Here is a 16,916-nt window from a genome sequence, read left to right on the forward strand (position 1 = left end):
ACCGTTTTGCAGGACGCGCGGCGTTGTATCAAAAAAACAGAAATGCTGCGTAAAAACAAAAACAAGCTACTGTGAAGGTGAAAAGATGAAAGTTGCGGCGTTGAGCCATGTGGGCAAAGTCAGGACAGTCAATGAGGATTCTGTACTGGTGCACGAAAAAAGTGCTCCGGTCTATATGCTGGTTGCAGATGGAATGGGCGGCCACGCGGCGGGGGAGGTTGCAAGCGGGACGGCGTGCAGCGCAATCCAAGAGTATATTGACGGGCTTGGCGTTAACGAACTCAATGAAGAACAGATTCGCAAGGCGGTTGAATTTGCCAACAAGAGATTGCGTGACGAAATGGAGAAAAACTCTGAGCTGGAGGGGATGGGAACAACCCTGACGCTCGCGGCTTTTTGCGGCGATGTGATTACTTTTGCACAGGTAGGGGATTCCCGTGCATACCATAAACAAAACGGATCGATCAGGAAGGTGACCAAGGATCATACGTATGTCCAGCACCTGATTGACAGCGGCGTAATCAAAAAGGGAGCTGCTGAAGATTATCCTTTTAAAAACATTATTACGCGCGCCGTTGGAATGAAAGAAATCAGTGTGGATTTTTTTACTGAAAAATGGGAAAAAGACGATATTATCCTGCTGTGCTCAGACGGACTCTCAAACTATACAGACGAGGATTTGCTCAACCGTGTGCTTTCCAAAGAGATAAGCCTTGAAGATAAGGCGAAAGAGCTTGTGGAGATTGCGCTTTCGGGCGGGGGCAAGGATAATATTTCAGTGATTCTCGCACAGTATTCAGGGGATGGAGGGCTGCCGGATGATTGAGCCCAACCGTTTACTCGCGGGCAGGTACCGCCTGATTGAACAGATTGACGCCGGCGGATCTGCATACATATATAAAGCGATTGACGAGCGCACCAAGCAGGAGGTTGCCGTCAAAATATTAAAGCCGGAGCTGACTCAAAACGAGGAGTTTGTCCAACGCTTTAAAAAGGAAGTGCAGGCCTCGCTGAAGCTTCGTCATGCCAATATCATCCGGGCATATGACGCCGGTCTGGACGACGGGACCTATTACATTGTGATGGATCTGATCCATGGTAAAACGCTCAAGCATTTGATCAATATCAATGGGCCGCTGCCATTAAAGTATGTGGTCAATGTGGCCAAAAAACTTTGTCTGGCGCTTGAATACGCGCACGTTAAAGGTTTTGTCCACAGGGATATCAAGCCGCATAATGTTATGATCGACATGACAGGCGAGCCGTTTATCGCGGATTTTGGGATTGCGCGCAATATCGCACAGAATACAATTACAGTGGAAGATAACAACGTGATGGGCTCGGTGCACTATTTTTCACCGGAGCAGGCGCGGGGAGAGCGCGTAGATAAGCGTTCGGATATTTATTCACTGGGGATACTGATTTATGAAATGCTGACGGGACACGTTCCCTTCGACGCGGACACTTCCGTTGCGATTGCATTAAAGCATATCAATGAGCTCATGCCTGACGTGCGGGATGAAATGCCGGATATTCCTGAGAGTATCAATAAAATCATTCAGAAAGCGACGCAAAAGGATAAGCATTTCAGGTACAAATCGGCATTCAATATGTACGAAGATCTGCAGCGTTGCCTTTCGGAGCCGGATGGGGAATATATCAGATATACGGAAAGCAAGCGCGTGCAGCAGCACATGGAGGAGCAACAGGCCAAACGCTCCAAAAGGAGCCTGAAACGGCTGTTTATCATGTTTGGGATTGCTGCCGTGATCGTTTTTGCGATTATTGCGGTCGCAAGCGCTGTGATCAATTACAATGCGGAAAAGCCGATCTCTATGCCAAACCTTGTTGGGATGACGCAAAAAAGCGCGCAGGAGGCGGTTAAGGACATAACGCCCACGACTACGGTCACATACGAGTATTCCTCGCAGGCAGAGCAGGGAATTGTAATAGGTCAGGAACCAGAACCGGGCGTGCAGGTCAAACCGGGCGATCCGCTGAGTATTGTTGTGAGCAATGGAACGGGTACGGATACAATGCCGGATGTGACGAATATTGATATTACGCAGGCACAGAAAATTCTTGCAGAAAATGGCATTGAGGTCAACCAGATTGTAGATGATATCAACGGTGAGCAGCCTATCAACTATGTAATCAGCCAATATCCGCTTCCGGGGGAATCGATTTCCGCAAGCGGAAGCGTATGGCTTACGGTGAAGGCGTCGCCAAATGTTGAAAAGGTAAAGGTGGCGAATGTGCAGGGCGACGATGTTTCCACTGCGCTTGAAAGCCTTAAGGCACAGGGGCTTACAACGTTTTTCCTTTACGAAAAGAGCTCTGACGAAAAAAAGGGTACTGTGATTTCACAATCTCCACAGGAAAACATTGAACTTGCAGTGAACAAACCCATGACACTGACCGTTTCAAGAAGCAGCGGAACGCGTTATTCCTACAACGGAGAAGCGCTGGACCTTGTTATCCCCAAGGATGGGACGAAATTAAAGGTCGGCGTAAAGGGAGAAATTGACGGGATTCCGGTTTATTATATTATTTATGATACGATTGTACAATCAGGCGAGCAGGAGATAGACCTGAAAAAGGCGACGCAGATTGTAATCGATTCGGATGAAGAATCGGTGGAAACTGAGCTGATTATATTTTTGAACGATATTCAACTGAAATCGGAAACCGTTGAATTTACCAGGGGAGGTTAAGAACATTCAGGGCAGGATCGTAAAAGGAATTGGCGGCTTTTATTATGTAAGCGATCAGGATGGGCGCGTACATGAATGTAAAGCACGCGGAAAATTCCGAAAGGAAAAGATGACGCCGATGGTGGGCGACATTGTGGAGTTTGTCGAGCTTGAAGGTTATAGCTCGATTGAACAGATTTTACCACGCCGCAATTTTTTACTCCGTCCCGCAGTAGCGAATGTAGACAGTATGCTGCTGGTGATTTCTGCGGGAAAACCCGCGCCGGACCTTTTTTTGTGCGATAAGCTGTTGATTCAGGCCGGTTGCGCCGGAATTAAACCTGTAGTGGTGATCAATAAATCGGATGAGAATACAGCGGGAATCGATCGGCTGGCAAATCAATACTGTGGTTATTATGATACGTTCGTGGTATCGGCACGCACGGGAGCGGGCATTGAAGCGCTCAAGAAAATGATTTCCGGATTATGCGTATGCTTTGCAGGCCAGTCTGCCGTGGGGAAATCATCGATTATCAATGCGATTGATCCGGATTTTGAACAGGAGACCGGCGGACTCAGTAAAAAAACAGACAGGGGAAAGCATACAACCCGCCAGGCTGAGCTTTTGTATGTTCCTGCAATTCATGGATATGTGGTCGACACCCCGGGTTTCTCGATGTATGAAATCGAAGGGATGCAGAAAAATGAAATATCCGCACATTATCCGGAGCTTCAAAAGTTTGCCGGAAATTGCCGCTTCACTTCCTGCCTGCACGACAGGGAGCCGGATTGCGCCGTAAAGGATGCGGTAGAGGCGGGAGAAATAAACAAAGAGAGATATGACCGTTATTTACGGATTATACATTCACTGAAGGAGAGATAAGAGACATGATCAAAGTAGCACCATCGTTATTGGCAGCCGATTTCTGTAACATGGAAAAAGGCGTACGGAAAATGGAAGAGGCGGGCGCGGATTATTTGCACTGCGACGTCATGGACGGCGTATTTGTACCAAATTATTCGTTTGGCTTCCAGATGATTGAAGGACTCAAAAAGATTACGGATATCCCGCTTGACGTTCATCTGATGATTACCCAGCCAGAGCGTTATATCGAGCGGTTTGCGCAGGCGGGATCGGATATCATTACCGTGCATGCAGAGGCAACAAAGCACCTGCAAAGAGTGCTGAAACAAATTGAACAATGCGGCAGGAAACCGGCCGTGGTTCTGAATCCGGCGACTCCTCTTGACATGATTCAATATGTGCTTGACGATGTGGATATGGTTCTTTTGATGTCCGTGAACCCTGGTTATGGCGGACAGGGCTTTATTCCTGTCGTTCTGCAGAAGGTAAGAGACCTGAAAGCGATGATCGACGCGCATGGCAAGGAGATTGATATTGAAATCGACGGCGGGGTAAACTTTGAAAATGCTCCAAAGCTTATCGAGGCGGGCGCAAATGTGCTTGTTGCGGGCAGCAGCGTATTTAATGATCCGGATCCGGCGTTGGCCGTAAAAAGATTGCGGGAGAGCAAATAGTAATGAAGGTATTGATGGTTGCGTCCGGGCAGCGGCCCGGGCGCGGCTTATTGCTTAAAAGGGCTGCGGAAACAGACTATGTGGTCGCAATCGACGGAGGGCTCCATGCGCTTCATGACGCAGGAATTCTGCCGCAGCTTATTGTAGGAGACCTGGATTCGGTTGATCAGGAGCTGGTTTTCCAATACCGGCGTATGGAGTGTGAGTTCCTGACCGCACAGGAGGAGAAAAACGAAACAGACGCAATGCTTGCTCTTGATGAGGCAATCGGGCGTGGCGCATCGGAAATTATATTTCTGGGCGCGACAGGAGGCAGAATTGATCATTTGCTTTCCAATCTGATGCTGCTTAAGCGTGCTTATGAAAAAAGTGTGCCGCTTACGATTGAGGACGATCTGCAGGAAATAGAACTTTATACAGGCCGTTTTGAAATATGCGGGCAGGTGGGACAAACCGTATCAATCATTCCGGTGAATGAAAAAGCCGTCGTAAATGCAAGCGGGCTTTATTATCCGTTGGATGAGCTCGAGCTTCGCAATGATAAACCAAGGGGCGTGAGTAATATTTTTACAAGACCGCGCGCACAGATACAGAGCAGCGATTTTGTATTTATCATGAGGGATAAAGAGATAAAAAAATAGGACAGATACAAAATCTGTCCTTTTGTTTTCAAAATTATACGTAACGCTCTACTTTTCCAGAACGCAAGCAACGTGTACAAACATATTTTCTGGTAGGAGTACCATTTTCAATGACTCTGACGCGCTGTACGTTTGGAGCCCAAATTCTCTTTGACGTTCTGTGTGAGTGACTGACCTTGTTGCCGGAAGAAACGCCTTTGGAACAAATTTCACAATATCTTGCCATCTAAAACACCTCCCTCTTGGTGTATACGTTCAAACAGCATTTATTTTACCATGAAAGGGAACCGCGCGCAAGAGTTTTTTTGAAACAATTCAGATTGCCTGTAAGTATTTTTTATGAGGCCGGACATGGATATTCGTTTGATATTGTAATAAATATGTTATATAATACTTATAATAAACCATTAGGAGGTTCATTCCATGAGTGCAACTTTAAAAACTGATTTAGGAAAAATCGAGTATAACGAACCCTATATTGCGTCAATCGCGGGATACAGCGCATTAGAGTGTTATGGACTGGTTGGAATGTCGCAAAAAAATATAACGGAAATGATCTCGAACCTTTTTAAAGGCGACAATCTCAAAAAGGGCGTGAAAATAAAGACAGACGGCTCGGAAAATGTGATCGTTGAGCTGTACATTACTGTAAAATATGGCGTTTCCCTTGCTGCGGTAGCGGAAAACATCATTGATAAAGTAAAATATTCTATTGAAAAAGAAACCGGACTGAATGTGCAGAGCGTAGACATTATTGTGCAGGGCATTCAGATCTAAGGGGGTTTAGTGATTGATTGAAGCGCTTGACGGTCAGCGGCTGAAGGAGATGATCCTCGGCGCTGCCGCGACACTCGAAAAAAACAAGGACGCACTTGATGCGCTCAACGTATTTCCCGTTCCTGATGGGGATACGGGAACAAATATGTCTCTTACGATGATCACTGCCGCAAAAGAAGTGGCGGCTGTGCAGGACGACAGTATCAACTCTGTTGTGAAGGCGCTGAGTCTTGGGGCACTTAAGGGTGCGCGGGGTAATTCCGGCGTTATCCTGTCGCAGATATTTGCCGGTTTTGCGGATGCGATGGCAAAGGCAGACCATATAGACACGGTTATTTTTGCAGGTGCTTTGCGAAATGGCGTGGATTATGCGTATAAAGCCGTGATGAAACCCAAGGAGGGTACGATTCTCACCGTTGCAACCAAGATGGCAGACGCGGCGGAGCTCATTGCCACCAAATCCGACGATTTGTACAAGCAGATCGACTATGTGATTCAGGAGGGCGAAAAAGCGCTTAAGGAAACGCCTGAGCAGCTTCCCGTGCTGAAGGAAGCAGGGGTGGTAGATGCTGGCGGCGCAGGGTTCCTTGTCATTATGGTTGGACTGAAGGCTGTCCTGGACGGGAATGTGATCGATAGCGGTGCAATCCTTGACGAACAAAAGGTTGTCGTGGATTTTTCAAATCTTGACAACTCAAAGGACGATATACAATTTGGATATTGCACTGAATTTTTTATTAAAAACCTTTACCCTGATGTGAAGGAACGTGATATCGACGCGTACAGGGCTAATCTCGCAAAAATTGGGGATTGCGTACTTGTGGTGGGCGATCTTTCCCTGGTGAAAACGCACGTGCATACCAATGAACCCGGGCTTGCGCTTCAATATGCGCAGATTTTGGGAGAACTCAGTCATATTAAGATCGATAATATGCGCGAGCAGCACAGGGAACTTTCGGAAATCGATCCGCAGGCGGCCGCAGAGGCGGTGGCGATCCCTGCGGATATACCGGAACGGGATGTGGCTGTAGTAGCCGTTGTAGCGGGCGATGGCATCAGGACGATTTTCAGCGATTGGCAAATTGAAGCGTTTGTAGAGGGCGGACAGTCGATGAATCCGTCGACGGACGATATTCTGCATGCAATTAAAAATGCGCCGTCCCGCAATGTAATCGTTTTGCCAAATAATAAAAATATTATTCTGGCTGCGGATCAAGCGGCTGAAATGAGCGACAAAAATGTAAAGGTTATTAAAACGAAATCAATCCCGCAGGGTATTGCAGCAGCTGTCGCTTATGATCCGGACGCCGATATAGACGTCAACGTAAAAAAGATGGAGCGCGTGACGGGACAGGTTAAAACCGGTCTGATTACAAATGCTGTACGCGATACCAAAATGAACGGAAACAGCATCAAAAAGGATGATTTGATTGGTATTTATGAAAGCGATATCGTAGCGAACGGCAAAGAGCTTCCTAAGGTATTTGAGCAGCTGTTACAAAAAATGACGGATGAGGATTCTGAGCTTATCACGCTCTATTATGGCGATGGCACGGATGAAGGACAGGCACAGGGGCTTGCGGAAAAAGCGGAAGAACTGTTTGACGGGTGCGATGTAGAAATGCACTATGGAGGCCAACCGGTTTATCCGTATATTTTATCGGTGGAATAATCAAAATCGCGACAAAAGCCGGCATGAAAAACGTGTCGGCTTTTTCATACGCGGCATTCGCTTATGCGGCGGTCAAAAAAGGTTTGGGATCATATTGACCAGGAGTATTATATGAAATTATCGGAGCCGGTTACGAGCCTCACAGGCATTGGGGAGAAAACGGCGAAAACATTAAAAAAGGTGGAAATAGGCACGATTCGCGATCTGGTCTATTATTTGCCGCGCGCATATAAGGATTTTTCGGTTTGTAAGAAAATAGGGGACGTTAAGTTTGGCGAGACCGCTTTTTTTGAGGTTAAGGTTTTTACACCGCCACAGGTAAAGAGGATACGCAGGGGGCTTGAAATTACTTCATTTCAGGTAACAGATGCAACGGGTATCGTTACAGTCGATATATTCAATCAGGTTTATATCAAAAATAATATCGTACAGGGAAAGACTTTGTATCTTTATGGAAAGCTGGAATTTAAATATGGAAAGATGAAGCTCTCTTCACCTGAAATTTATTTCAAAAAGCCGGAGGACAATTTTTTGCCGATCTATCCGCTAACGGCGGGCCTCAATCAGAATATGATGCGTAAATTTTCCAAAGAAGCATTGCGCCATATGGAAGTGAACGAGCCGTATTCCGATGCTTTTTTGCGTGAGTTTAAGCTGTATGACCTGAAAAGCGCGCTTCAGGCAGTTCATTTTCCTTCGGAGCTGTCAGTGGTGGAAAAGGCACGTAAACGCGTGGTATTTGATGAGCTTCTGGTATTTAACCGTATGCTGGATTTGCTTGGACAAGAGCAGCGGCAGGAAAGCAGGGTGATCATTAAACCGGGGGAGAGCGATTGTTTTTTTACCCGGAAGCTGGGCTTTACGCCGACACGCGCGCAGGAACGGGTTATGCGCGAAATCAGGGATGATTTGCAGGGAACAGTTTATATGAACCGTTTGGTGCAGGGGGATGTGGGAAGCGGAAAAACTGTGATCGCGTTTTATGCGATGAATTGTATGCGCGAAAATGGATATCAAAGCATTTTGATGGCGCCGACAGAGATATTGGCAAAGCAGCATTACGAGACGGCGCGGGAACTTTTTGACGAAGAAGAAATCGTATGCCTTACGGGAGCGGGTACAGCCAAAAAAAAGGCGCAACAGCGTGAATTAATCGAAAGCGGAAAAGCCCGCATTATCATTGGCACGCATGCGCTGTTATATGGAGATATCGCCTGCCAAAACCTGGGCCTTATTATTACGGATGAGCAGCACCGCTTTGGCGTGAAGCAGCGAGCTGCCCTTTCGGGAGCGGGAAACGATGTGCATACGCTGATTATGTCGGCAACGCCGATCCCAAGATCGCTTTCGCTTGTGCTTTTTGGGCAGACGGATATTTCGATTGTCGACGAGCTTCCGGCAGGGCGCAAGCCGGTAAAGACTTACCTGATCCATGACAATAAATATAAGGATATGATCGGCTTTATCCAAAACGAGCTGCGTAAGGGAAGGCAGGCTTATATCGTTTGTCCGCTGATTGAGGACAGCGAGGGAATGGATGCAAAATCTGCAAAGCAGATGTTTGAGGAGCTCAAAGAATGCTATCCGGGCTTCGAGATGGCGCTGATTCATGGCAAGATGAAAAATGCTGAAAAGCAGGCGGTCATGGAGGGCTTTGCCGAGGGAAAGATTCATATTCTGGTTTCGACGACGGTAATCGAGGTGGGCATCAATGTTCCGAATACGACGGTGATGGCGGTGATGAACGCAGAGCGTTTTGGGCTTGCCCAGCTTCACCAGCTCAGGGGCCGTGTGGGGCGCGGCAGGGAGCAAGCGTACTGTTTCCTTGTTTCAGATAACCAGAACGCCTACGAACGCCTGCGCGAGCTTGTAAAGACGAACGACGGATTTGTAATCGCAGAAAAGGATATGCAGCTTCGCGGAACGGGCGATATGCTTGGTACAAGGCAGCACGGAATGGGCACGTTAAAGGTTGCGAACCTGATTGCGGACATGGAGCTGCTCATAGCGACGAGAGATGTATTGCAGGCAATGAAGCAAACAGAGCGGTTTGCTTTGGAATACGCTTCCATTACGCGGATTGCTGAAGAAAACCTGAAGGAAAAATTGATTGAAATAGCGCTTAATTAAAACAGAATGCTTGACAAGAAGCAAACATGTGTATTATTATGGTAATGTGATAGCGATTTACTACGCTAAATTATTTTTTGAGTGAGTACTGAAATGGAAAAATTAAAATTACAGGTTCCCGCCGGCGCATGGGATTATTTGCCGGAGGAATGCGCGGCAAAAAGAAAGATCGAAGAAGAAATCAGAAAATGTTTTACCAAAAACGGCTATCTGGAAATTGAAACGCCGTCGTTTGAATATTACGAAGTTTTTATGCACGATTCCGTGCCGTACGTGCAGGAAAACATGATGAAATTTTTTGACCAGAAGGGAAGGATACTGGCTTTGAGGCCGGACCTCACCGGACCGATTGCGAGAGCGGCGGCGACGAAGCTGCTTTCCGGCGAAAGCGTACTGCGGCTTTGCTATATCCAGAATGCGTTTGGCTTCCTGGAGCGGGGAATTGCAGGAAAAACAGAATTTACGCAGGCTGGCGTAGAATTGATCGGCAAGCGGGGAGCGGATGCGGACGCAGAGGTAATTGCCCTTGCGATACGATCATTGCTTGAAATTGGCCTGACCGGCTTTAAGATCGATCTTGGGCAGGTGGCGTACTTCAAAGGGCTGATTGGCAGCATGGACCTCACAGAAGAGCAGGTTGAAAAAATAAGGCTGCTGATCGATACCAAAAATAATGTAGAGCTTGAATATGAGTTATCCCGCCTTAATATGGATGACGATACAAAGGAAGCGCTCCTTGCCCTCGGAACTCTGTTTGGCGGGCGCGAAACGCTTGTAAGGGCAAGCGAAATGGCGCAGAATGAGCTTTGCGCGGCTGCGGTAGACAATATCCGCGAGGTGTATGATATTCTTTGTGATTTTGGATATGAAAAGTATCTTTCGATCGATTTTGGTATCCTGAACAATTTTAATTACTATTCAGGAATTATATTCCGCGGAATTTCAGACGGAATTGGTACTGCGATCCTTTCCGGCGGGAGGTATGACGAGCTGTTGCGTGAGTTTGGCTCAGATACGCCGGCAACAGGGTTTGCGATTGGAATAAAAGAGCTTTTGGTGGTTCTGGAGCAGCTACAGAAGCTGCCCGTTTCCGGTGAAAAGGCAACCGTCATCTGTTGCAGCCCGGCAGGCAGGGCAAATGCGTTCGCTTATGCCGAAAAGCTGCGGAAATCAGGGAATAAAGTGATTCTCGAGCTGAATGGCTACCGGGGTTACGACCGCGCAAGATATGACGTTGTGGAATTTGACGAAGGGATGAACGTATAATGGAACTTACGATAGCGCTTGCAAAAGGGCGGCTTGCGAAATTTGCCATAGAATTATTTTCAAAATGCGGGATTGACGTATCCGAGCTGAAAGAAGATACGCGAAAGCTTGTAGTATACGACAAAAAGAATGAACTGCGGTTTGTGCTGGTAAAGCCCTCCGATGTTCCCGTATACGTATACCGCGGCGTTGCGGATATTGGAATTGCCGGCAAAGATACGCTGCTCGAGGAAGGGCTGCCGCTTTATGAAATGCTGGACCTCAGATGCGGAAAATGTAAAATATGCGTAGCGGGCTATGAAAAGCCAAAGGAACGCATCACGTCCAATATAACGCGCGTTGCGACAAAATATCCGCGCGTTGCAAAGATGTATTACGATGAAAAGGGCGAGGGAATAGAAATCATCAAGCTGCATGGAAGTATAGAGCTTGCGCCGATTCTCGATCTTTCGGATGTGATCGTGGATATTGTGGAGAGCGGTGCGACGATCCGTGAAAACGGGCTTACGGTACTGGAAGAAATTTGTGATATCAGCGCGCGCCTTGTTGTAAACCAGGTCAGCCTGAAAACAAAAGCGGAGAAAATTCAGCCGTTGATCGAAAAAATGAAGCTTGCTCTGGAGGAGATGTAGATGTTACTTCCAATTTTATCTTCAAAGGAAACAGAAACGATCAAGAAGCGGCTTTTAGAGCGCGCGGATACCGACTACACCAAGCAGCAAAAGACTGTGGATGAGATCATAAAAAGCGTCCGTGAGAAAAAGGATGAAGCGCTTTTTTCTTACATAGCGAGGTTTGACGGATATCCTGCGAATGCACAAAACCTGCTTGTGACGGAACAGGAAATCGAGGAAGCGTTTTCATCGGTTGACGAAGGATTGCTTTCGGTGATGCGTGAGGCTGCGGAAAATATAGAAGCGTTCCACAATCACCAGAAGCGTGAAAACTGGTTTATGGAAAGCGGTGGGAAATATCTGGGACAGCTGTATTTGCCGGTAGAGCATGCGGGAGTATATGTACCGGGCGGAAAGGCGGCCTATCCTTCAAGCGTACTGATGAACATCATTCCAGCGAAATGTGCGGGAGTGCCTGATATTTCGGTGGCAACTCCGGCGCAGGGCGGCGCGGTTAACCCGGTAACGATTGCAGCGGCAAAAATTGCAGGAGCGCACAATATATATAAAATGGGCGGAGCACAGGCAATCGCCGCTTTTGCATACGGTACGCAGACAGTGCCTAAAATGGACAAAATTACCGGCCCGGGAAATATTTATGTGGCGCTTGCCAAAAAGAGCGTGTATGGTCAAGTGGGAATCGACATGATCGCAGGACCTTCCGAGGTGCTTGTGATCGCTGATGAAACGGCAAATGAACGATTTATTGCGGCGGATTTTCTTTCACAGGCGGAGCACGACGAAATGGCGGCCTGTATGCTGGTGACTACGAGCAGGAAAATGGCGGAAGCGGTAAGAGCGGAGATTTTGCGGCAGGCTGAGTTGCTGCCCAAGAAAAATATCGTTCAGAAATCGCTCGAGAATTATGGGACGATCATTTTGGCGGAGGATATGCGGGAAGCGGTTCGCATCTCAAACATGATTGCTCCTGAGCATCTTGAAATATGTGTGCGGGATGCGGAAAAGGTATTGCCTGAAATCCGTAATGCGGGTTCGATCTTTTTGGGAGAATATTCCCCGGAGCCCTTGGGCGATTATTTTGCAGGGACGAACCACGTGCTGCCAACAAATGGTACGGCGCGGTTTTCGTCACCGCTCAATGTTGACGATTTTCAAAAGAAATCCAGTGTGATATACTATTCCAAGGAAGAATTTGAAAAGGTCTACAAAAAGGTGGAATCATTCGCGGCGGCGGAAGGGCTTACTGCCCATGCGCGGTCTGCGACGATCCGTTTTGAAGATTAAAGGGGTAAAAAGATGCGTAAAAGCACAGTTGCACGAAAAACAAATGAAACAGATATCAAACTGCAGTTAAACCTTGACGGAAAAGGCGCCTATAAGATTGAAACAGGCGTTGGTTTTTTTGACCACATGCTTGATTTGTTTGCCAAACATGCAATGATAGACCTGACGCTGTCCTGTGAAGGGGATACTTATGTAGATGCTCACCACAGCGTTGAGGATTGCGGGATTGCGCTTGGCGAGGCAATCAGGATTGCGCTTGGCAAGAAAGAAAAAATCAGGCGGTACTCCACAAAATTTGTGCCGATGGACGAAGCGCTCGTAATGGCAAATCTTGATATCAGCGGACGGCCGTACTTTGTTTATAACGTTGAATTCGTACAAGGCAGGACGGGTAATTTTGACGCGGAGTTATGCGAGGAATTTTTTCGTGCGGTTACAGTGAACGCGGGGCTTACGCTGCATCTGAACATGCAGTATGGTAAAAATACGCACCACATCATTGAAGCGTGCTTTAAAGCGTTTGGACAAGCGTTGCGGGAAGCGGCTTCGATCGATCCGGAGCTTACGGGCGTGATGTCCACAAAGGGCGTGCTATGATTGCAGTGGTCGATTATGGCATGGGCAATCTGCGCAGCGTAGAAAAGGCGTTTACGTTCCTCGGATTTGACGCGCGGGTAACTGCCGATAAACAGATATTACGTGATGCAAGCCATATTGTACTGCCGGGCGTTGGCGCGATTGCCGATGCGGTAAGGCACCTTGAAGAACGTGGATTCGTTGAAGAAATACAAAAACAGGCCGCATCAGGAAAACCTTTTTTGGGGATTTGCCTTGGCATGCAGCTTTTGTTTGATAAGAGCTATGAAAACGGTGAATATGACGCTCTTGGACTGATACCGGGCGAGGTAAAGCCGTTTGAACTTGCAGATATGCGCGTTCCGCATATGGGGTGGAATTCACTTATTGTCAATGATAACCGGTTGTTTGTAGATGCTGGAAAAGAGAAATACGTGTATTTTGTACATTCCTATCACGCCGACAACGTACCGGAGGAATACATTATCGCGAAAACAAATTATGGATATGATTTTGTTTCCGCGGTTCAGAAGGAAAATATATACGGCTTGCAGTTTCATCCCGAAAAGAGCGGGGAAACAGGACTTGCAATGCTGCAATCTTTTGGAGGTTTGAAACTATGAAGATTTATCCTGCGATTGATATCAGGGATGGTAGGTGTGTACGCTTAATGCAGGGAGAGCTGCAGCGTTCTACAGATTTTGGAGATCCGATTGAAATGGCAAAGCGCTGGGAGGCGGAAGGGGCTCATTATTTACATATCGTAGACCTTGACGCGGCCTTTTCCGGTGAGTTTGTCAACAAGGATGTCATTGCGAGGCTCGTTCAATCGATCAAGATTCCAGTACAAATGGGCGGCGGCGTGAGAACCAGGGAAGACATCAGCGTGCGTCTTGACGATGTTGGTATTTCCCGTGTGATTCTTGGAACGGCGGCAGTCGAAGATCCGGATCTTGTGAAATGGGCCGTATCCAGATATAAAGACCGCATTGCAGTTGGCATCGATGCGAAAAACGGCAAAGTAGCGATTAAGGGATGGGCCGACAATACGGATATCGATCCGGTGGAGCTGGCACACAAAATGCACAAAATGGGTGTTGCGAATATCATCTATACGGATATTTCCAAAGATGGCATGATGGAAGGACCAAATCTTGATATTACAGAGCACATCGTGAAGGAAACATGGATGAACCTGATTGCTTCCGGCGGCATCAGCAGCGTAGACGATATCAAAAAGGTTCGCGCGACAGGCGCGTGCGGCTGCATTGTCGGAAGGGCGATCTATGACGGCGCGTTTACGCTTCAGGATGCGATGAAGGCGGCAAAATAATGTTGACAAGAAGAATCATCCCCTGTCTGGATGTCCATGCCGGACGCGTGGTAAAGGGGGTTAATTTTGTCGATTTGAAGGACGCGGGCGATCCCGTTGAAATTGCAAAAGCATACAACGAACAGGGTGCGGATGAATTGACGTTCCTCGACATTACAGCCTCCTCGGATGGCAGGGGAATTATGGAGGAGGTCGTTGCGCGTACGGCTGAGCAGGTGTTTATTCCACTCACAGTAGGCGGCGGCATTCGCACGGTGGAAGATTTTCGGCGTATCCTCAAGGCGGGGGCGGATAAAATATCGGTCAATTCGTCAGCGCTTCAAAATCCGAAGCTGATCAGCGACGCGGCGGTAAGATTCGGAAGCCAATGCGTCGTGGTAGCGATCGACGCGAAAAAAAATCCGGAGGGCAGGTATGACGTTTACCTGAACGGGGGACGCGTCAATACAGGGATCGATGCGGTAGCATGGGCCAGGGAAGCAGTGAAGCGCGGAGCAGGCGAAATATTGCTCACGAGCATGGATGCGGATGGAACGAAGGCAGGATATAATATTGAGCTTACGAAGCTTGTGTCAGAAAGCGTAAATGTTCCGGTGATCGCATCAGGAGGCGCGGGAAGACTGGAACATTTTGTGGAAGTCATCCGGGAAGCGGATGCGAGCGCCGTGCTGGTGGCGTCTTTGTTCCACTATAAGGAATTGACGATAAAACAGGTAAAGGATTATCTGAAAGAAAATGGAATTGCGGTAAGGAGTAAATAAAAAAATGGAAGTGAAATTTAACAGCCACGGGCTTGTGCCCGCGATCGCGCAGGATGCGCGCACAGGAAAAGTGCTGATGCAGGCCTACATGAACAAGGAAGCATATGATTTAACCCTCGAAACGGGATATGCGCATTATTACTCCCGTTCGCGCCAGAAGCTGTGGAAAAAAGGGGAAACCTCCGGGAATGTGCAAAAGATTGTAAGCGTGAGCCTGGACTGCGACGGGGACAGCGTTCTTTTGCAGGTAGAGCAGACAGGCGTAGCATGCCATACGGGAGAATACTCCTGCTTTTTTAATACGGTACAGGAAAAGGAACGTATTGCAAATTCATCCCTGCTTTATGAGCTGTACGATGTAATTGCCGACCGGAAAATAAATCCGAAGGAAGGTTCTTACACAAACTATCTGTTTGAGAAAGGGATTGACAAAATACTCAAAAAGGTTGGCGAAGAGAACGCAGAGGTGATCATTGCGTCAAAGAATCCAGGTACGGATGAACTGCGCTACGAAGCTGCCGATCTCATTTACCATCTGTTGGTTCTTATGAACGAAAAGGGCCTGAGCCTGACAGAGCTTTTTACAGAGCTTCAAAGCAGGAGATAAGTCAAAGAATATTCTTGCATCGGCAGTGGGGATGTGCTATAATATCAACCGATAACGCACTCGCGCAGATTTTGATACTCGTGCCCAAATTTGGGTTCTGTCAAAAGTAAGAAGCGCGGGGAGGCATATAACGAGGAGGTATATTTACTATGTCAGTTATTTCAATGAAACAACTTTTAGAAGCAGGTGTTCATTTCGGACACCAAACACGCCGTTGGAATCCGAAGATGAAGCGTTTTATCTTCACGGAGAGAAACGGCATCTACATTATCGATCTTCAGAAAACAGTCAAAGAAGTAGAAAAAGCATATTATTTCATCCGCGACATCGCTATGGATAACAAAACGGTGCTTTTTGTCGGTACAAAAAAACAGGCGCAGGATTCCATCGAGGCAGAAGCAAAACGCTGTGGAATGTATTATGTATCCAACAGATGGCTTGGCGGTATGCTCACAAACTTTAAGACGATCAGGAGCCGTGTTGCGCGCCTGAATAAAATTGAAGATATGGAGCAGAACGGCGATATGGATTTATTGCCCAAGAAGGAAGTAATCCAGCTCATGCACGAGAAAGAGAAGCTGTTGAAGAACCTTGGCGGCATCCGCGAGATGAAAGACCTGCCGGGAGCGCTCTTTATCGTTGATCCCAGAAAAGAAAGAATTGCAATCGCCGAAGCAAGGAACCTTGGCATTCCGGTTGTTGCAATCGTAGATACCAACTGCGATCCCGACGAAGTGGAATACCCGATTCCGGGCAATGACGACGCGATTCGTGCCGTGAAGCTGATCACATCCAAAATGGCGGATGCGGTTCTTGAAGGAAAACAGGGTGAGCAGATGGAAGAAGCGGCAGAAGAAGCTGTTGCTGAGCTCACTGAGGCGGAAGTTGAAGTAGCTGCGGCGGAAGAAATTGCGGAAGATATCGCAAAAGAAATGATGCCGGGCGAAACAGTGGAAGTTGTTGCTGCTGTAGAAGAAAATTAAATCATTCGGAGGTAAGAAT

At 47.5% G+C, this 16,916-nt stretch carries 18 protein-coding genes; 17 read left to right on the forward strand and 1 reads right to left on the reverse strand.

From position 1 onward, the window contains the following. The first annotated feature begins 85 nt into the window (after window positions 1-85). From ACS5WU_RS01590 to ACS5WU_RS01610, 5 genes are read left to right on the forward strand one after another with little or no spacing between them, the layout of a single operon-like run. Complete coding sequence (locus tag ACS5WU_RS01590; RefSeq protein ID WP_465088899.1) at window positions 86-826, forward strand: Stp1/IreP family PP2C-type Ser/Thr phosphatase; 741 nt, start codon at window positions 86-88, stop codon at window positions 824-826. After that, window positions 819-2,714 carry a Stk1 family PASTA domain-containing Ser/Thr kinase gene (gene pknB / locus ACS5WU_RS01595; RefSeq protein WP_320607381.1) on the forward strand — a complete coding sequence of 632 codons (1,896 nt, stop codon included), beginning with the start codon at window positions 819-821 and terminating at the stop codon, window positions 2,712-2,714. Before ACS5WU_RS01590 ends, pknB begins: the two co-directional genes overlap by 8 nt. Further along, on the forward strand, window positions 2,692-3,576 hold the full coding sequence (rsgA, locus tag ACS5WU_RS01600) for a ribosome small subunit-dependent GTPase A (protein ID WP_059109397.1): 885 nt from the start codon (window positions 2,692-2,694) through the stop codon (window positions 3,574-3,576). The genes pknB and rsgA overlap by 23 nt, the downstream gene beginning before the upstream one ends. Before the next feature lie 5 nt (window positions 3,577-3,581). After that, entirely contained in the window at window positions 3,582-4,232 is a 651-nt protein-coding gene (rpe, locus tag ACS5WU_RS01605; protein WP_046444626.1) for a ribulose-phosphate 3-epimerase, read from the forward strand. A 2-nt stretch (window positions 4,233-4,234) separates the two neighbouring features. After that, window positions 4,235-4,873: a thiamine diphosphokinase gene (locus ACS5WU_RS01610; RefSeq protein ID WP_046444627.1), complete on the forward strand. Its 639-nt coding sequence runs from the start codon at window positions 4,235-4,237 to the stop codon at window positions 4,871-4,873. A gap of 34 nt (window positions 4,874-4,907) precedes the next feature. On the opposite strand, the gene rpmB is transcribed toward ACS5WU_RS01610, so the two are convergent. Continuing rightward, the gene (gene rpmB, locus ACS5WU_RS01615; RefSeq protein ID WP_082103577.1) at window positions 4,908-5,099 is read right to left on the reverse strand and encodes a 50S ribosomal protein L28; all 192 of its coding nucleotides are present in this window, start codon (window positions 5,097-5,099) and stop codon (window positions 4,908-4,910) included. A gap of 197 nt (window positions 5,100-5,296) precedes the next feature. Between rpmB and ACS5WU_RS01620 the strand changes: the two genes are divergently transcribed. From ACS5WU_RS01620 to rpsB, 12 genes are all read left to right on the forward strand, one after another. Further along, entirely contained in the window at window positions 5,297-5,650 is a 354-nt protein-coding gene (locus ACS5WU_RS01620; protein ID WP_046444628.1) for an Asp23/Gls24 family envelope stress response protein, read from the forward strand. A 13-nt stretch (window positions 5,651-5,663) separates the two neighbouring features. Next, the gene (locus ACS5WU_RS01625) at window positions 5,664-7,322 is read left to right on the forward strand and encodes a DAK2 domain-containing protein (RefSeq protein ID WP_465088900.1); all 1,659 of its coding nucleotides are present in this window, start codon (window positions 5,664-5,666) and stop codon (window positions 7,320-7,322) included. A 111-nt stretch (window positions 7,323-7,433) separates the two neighbouring features. Further along, a complete protein-coding gene (recG, locus tag ACS5WU_RS01630) occupies window positions 7,434-9,452 on the forward strand; it encodes an ATP-dependent DNA helicase RecG (protein WP_302760953.1) in 2,019 nt (672 codons plus the stop codon). A gap of 93 nt (window positions 9,453-9,545) precedes the next feature. Continuing rightward, window positions 9,546-10,718 carry an ATP phosphoribosyltransferase regulatory subunit gene (gene hisZ / locus ACS5WU_RS01635; protein WP_046444630.1) on the forward strand — a complete coding sequence of 391 codons (1,173 nt, stop codon included), beginning with the start codon at window positions 9,546-9,548 and terminating at the stop codon, window positions 10,716-10,718. Next, the gene (hisG, locus tag ACS5WU_RS01640) at window positions 10,715-11,350 is read left to right on the forward strand and encodes an ATP phosphoribosyltransferase (RefSeq protein WP_131924964.1); all 636 of its coding nucleotides are present in this window, start codon (window positions 10,715-10,717) and stop codon (window positions 11,348-11,350) included. Before hisZ ends, hisG begins: the two co-directional genes overlap by 4 nt. Continuing rightward, window positions 11,351-12,637, forward strand: coding sequence for a histidinol dehydrogenase (gene hisD / locus ACS5WU_RS01645; protein ID WP_302760950.1), 1,287 nt, complete (start codon window positions 11,351-11,353; stop codon window positions 12,635-12,637). A 12-nt stretch (window positions 12,638-12,649) separates the two neighbouring features. Further along, a complete protein-coding gene (gene hisB / locus ACS5WU_RS01650; RefSeq protein WP_059109403.1) occupies window positions 12,650-13,234 on the forward strand; it encodes an imidazoleglycerol-phosphate dehydratase HisB in 585 nt (194 codons plus the stop codon). Further along, window positions 13,231-13,836: an imidazole glycerol phosphate synthase subunit HisH gene (gene hisH, locus ACS5WU_RS01655; RefSeq protein ID WP_302760947.1), complete on the forward strand. Its 606-nt coding sequence runs from the start codon at window positions 13,231-13,233 to the stop codon at window positions 13,834-13,836. The genes hisB and hisH overlap by 4 nt, the downstream gene beginning before the upstream one ends. Further along, on the forward strand, window positions 13,833-14,546 hold the full coding sequence (gene hisA / locus ACS5WU_RS01660) for a 1-(5-phosphoribosyl)-5-[(5-phosphoribosylamino)methylideneamino]imidazole-4-carboxamide isomerase (RefSeq protein WP_046444635.1): 714 nt from the start codon (window positions 13,833-13,835) through the stop codon (window positions 14,544-14,546). Before hisH ends, hisA begins: the two co-directional genes overlap by 4 nt. Further along, window positions 14,546-15,307, forward strand: a complete 762-nt coding sequence (hisF, locus tag ACS5WU_RS01665; RefSeq protein ID WP_046444636.1) for an imidazole glycerol phosphate synthase subunit HisF — start codon at window positions 14,546-14,548, stop codon at window positions 15,305-15,307. The genes hisA and hisF overlap by 1 nt, the downstream gene beginning before the upstream one ends. Before the next feature lie 4 nt (window positions 15,308-15,311). Continuing rightward, the gene (gene hisIE, locus ACS5WU_RS01670) at window positions 15,312-15,914 is read left to right on the forward strand and encodes a bifunctional phosphoribosyl-AMP cyclohydrolase/phosphoribosyl-ATP diphosphatase HisIE (protein WP_046444637.1); all 603 of its coding nucleotides are present in this window, start codon (window positions 15,312-15,314) and stop codon (window positions 15,912-15,914) included. A 149-nt stretch (window positions 15,915-16,063) separates the two neighbouring features. Then, window positions 16,064-16,897 (forward strand): 30S ribosomal protein S2, encoded by an 834-nt coding sequence (gene rpsB, locus ACS5WU_RS01675; RefSeq protein ID WP_046444638.1) that lies wholly within the window; start codon window positions 16,064-16,066, stop codon window positions 16,895-16,897. The last annotated feature ends 19 nt before the right edge of the window (window positions 16,898-16,916 follow it).

The organism is Christensenella sp. KGMB01412, assembly GCF_055522415.1.

Coding starts and splice junctions, on each gene's coding strand:
- ACS5WU_RS01590 (WP_465088899.1), top strand. CDS start 86: ATGAAAGTTGCGGCGTTGAGCCATGTGGGCAAAGTCAGGACAGTCAAT.
- pknB (WP_320607381.1), top strand. CDS start 819: ATGATTGAGCCCAACCGTTTACTCGCGGGCAGGTACCGCCTGATTGAA.
- rpe (WP_046444626.1), top strand. CDS start 3,582: ATGATCAAAGTAGCACCATCGTTATTGGCAGCCGATTTCTGTAACATG.
- ACS5WU_RS01610 (WP_046444627.1), top strand. CDS start 4,235: ATGAAGGTATTGATGGTTGCGTCCGGGCAGCGGCCCGGGCGCGGCTTA.
- rpmB (WP_082103577.1), bottom strand. CDS start 5,099: ATGGCAAGATATTGTGAAATTTGTTCCAAAGGCGTTTCTTCCGGCAAC.
- ACS5WU_RS01620 (WP_046444628.1), top strand. CDS start 5,297: ATGAGTGCAACTTTAAAAACTGATTTAGGAAAAATCGAGTATAACGAA.
- recG (WP_302760953.1), top strand. CDS start 7,434: ATGAAATTATCGGAGCCGGTTACGAGCCTCACAGGCATTGGGGAGAAA.
- hisZ (WP_046444630.1), top strand. CDS start 9,546: ATGGAAAAATTAAAATTACAGGTTCCCGCCGGCGCATGGGATTATTTG.
- hisD (WP_302760950.1), top strand. CDS start 11,351: ATGTTACTTCCAATTTTATCTTCAAAGGAAACAGAAACGATCAAGAAG.
- hisB (WP_059109403.1), top strand. CDS start 12,650: ATGCGTAAAAGCACAGTTGCACGAAAAACAAATGAAACAGATATCAAA.
- hisH (WP_302760947.1), top strand. CDS start 13,231: ATGATTGCAGTGGTCGATTATGGCATGGGCAATCTGCGCAGCGTAGAA.
- hisA (WP_046444635.1), top strand. CDS start 13,833: ATGAAGATTTATCCTGCGATTGATATCAGGGATGGTAGGTGTGTACGC.
- hisF (WP_046444636.1), top strand. CDS start 14,546: ATGTTGACAAGAAGAATCATCCCCTGTCTGGATGTCCATGCCGGACGC.
- hisIE (WP_046444637.1), top strand. CDS start 15,312: ATGGAAGTGAAATTTAACAGCCACGGGCTTGTGCCCGCGATCGCGCAG.
- rpsB (WP_046444638.1), top strand. CDS start 16,064: ATGTCAGTTATTTCAATGAAACAACTTTTAGAAGCAGGTGTTCATTTC.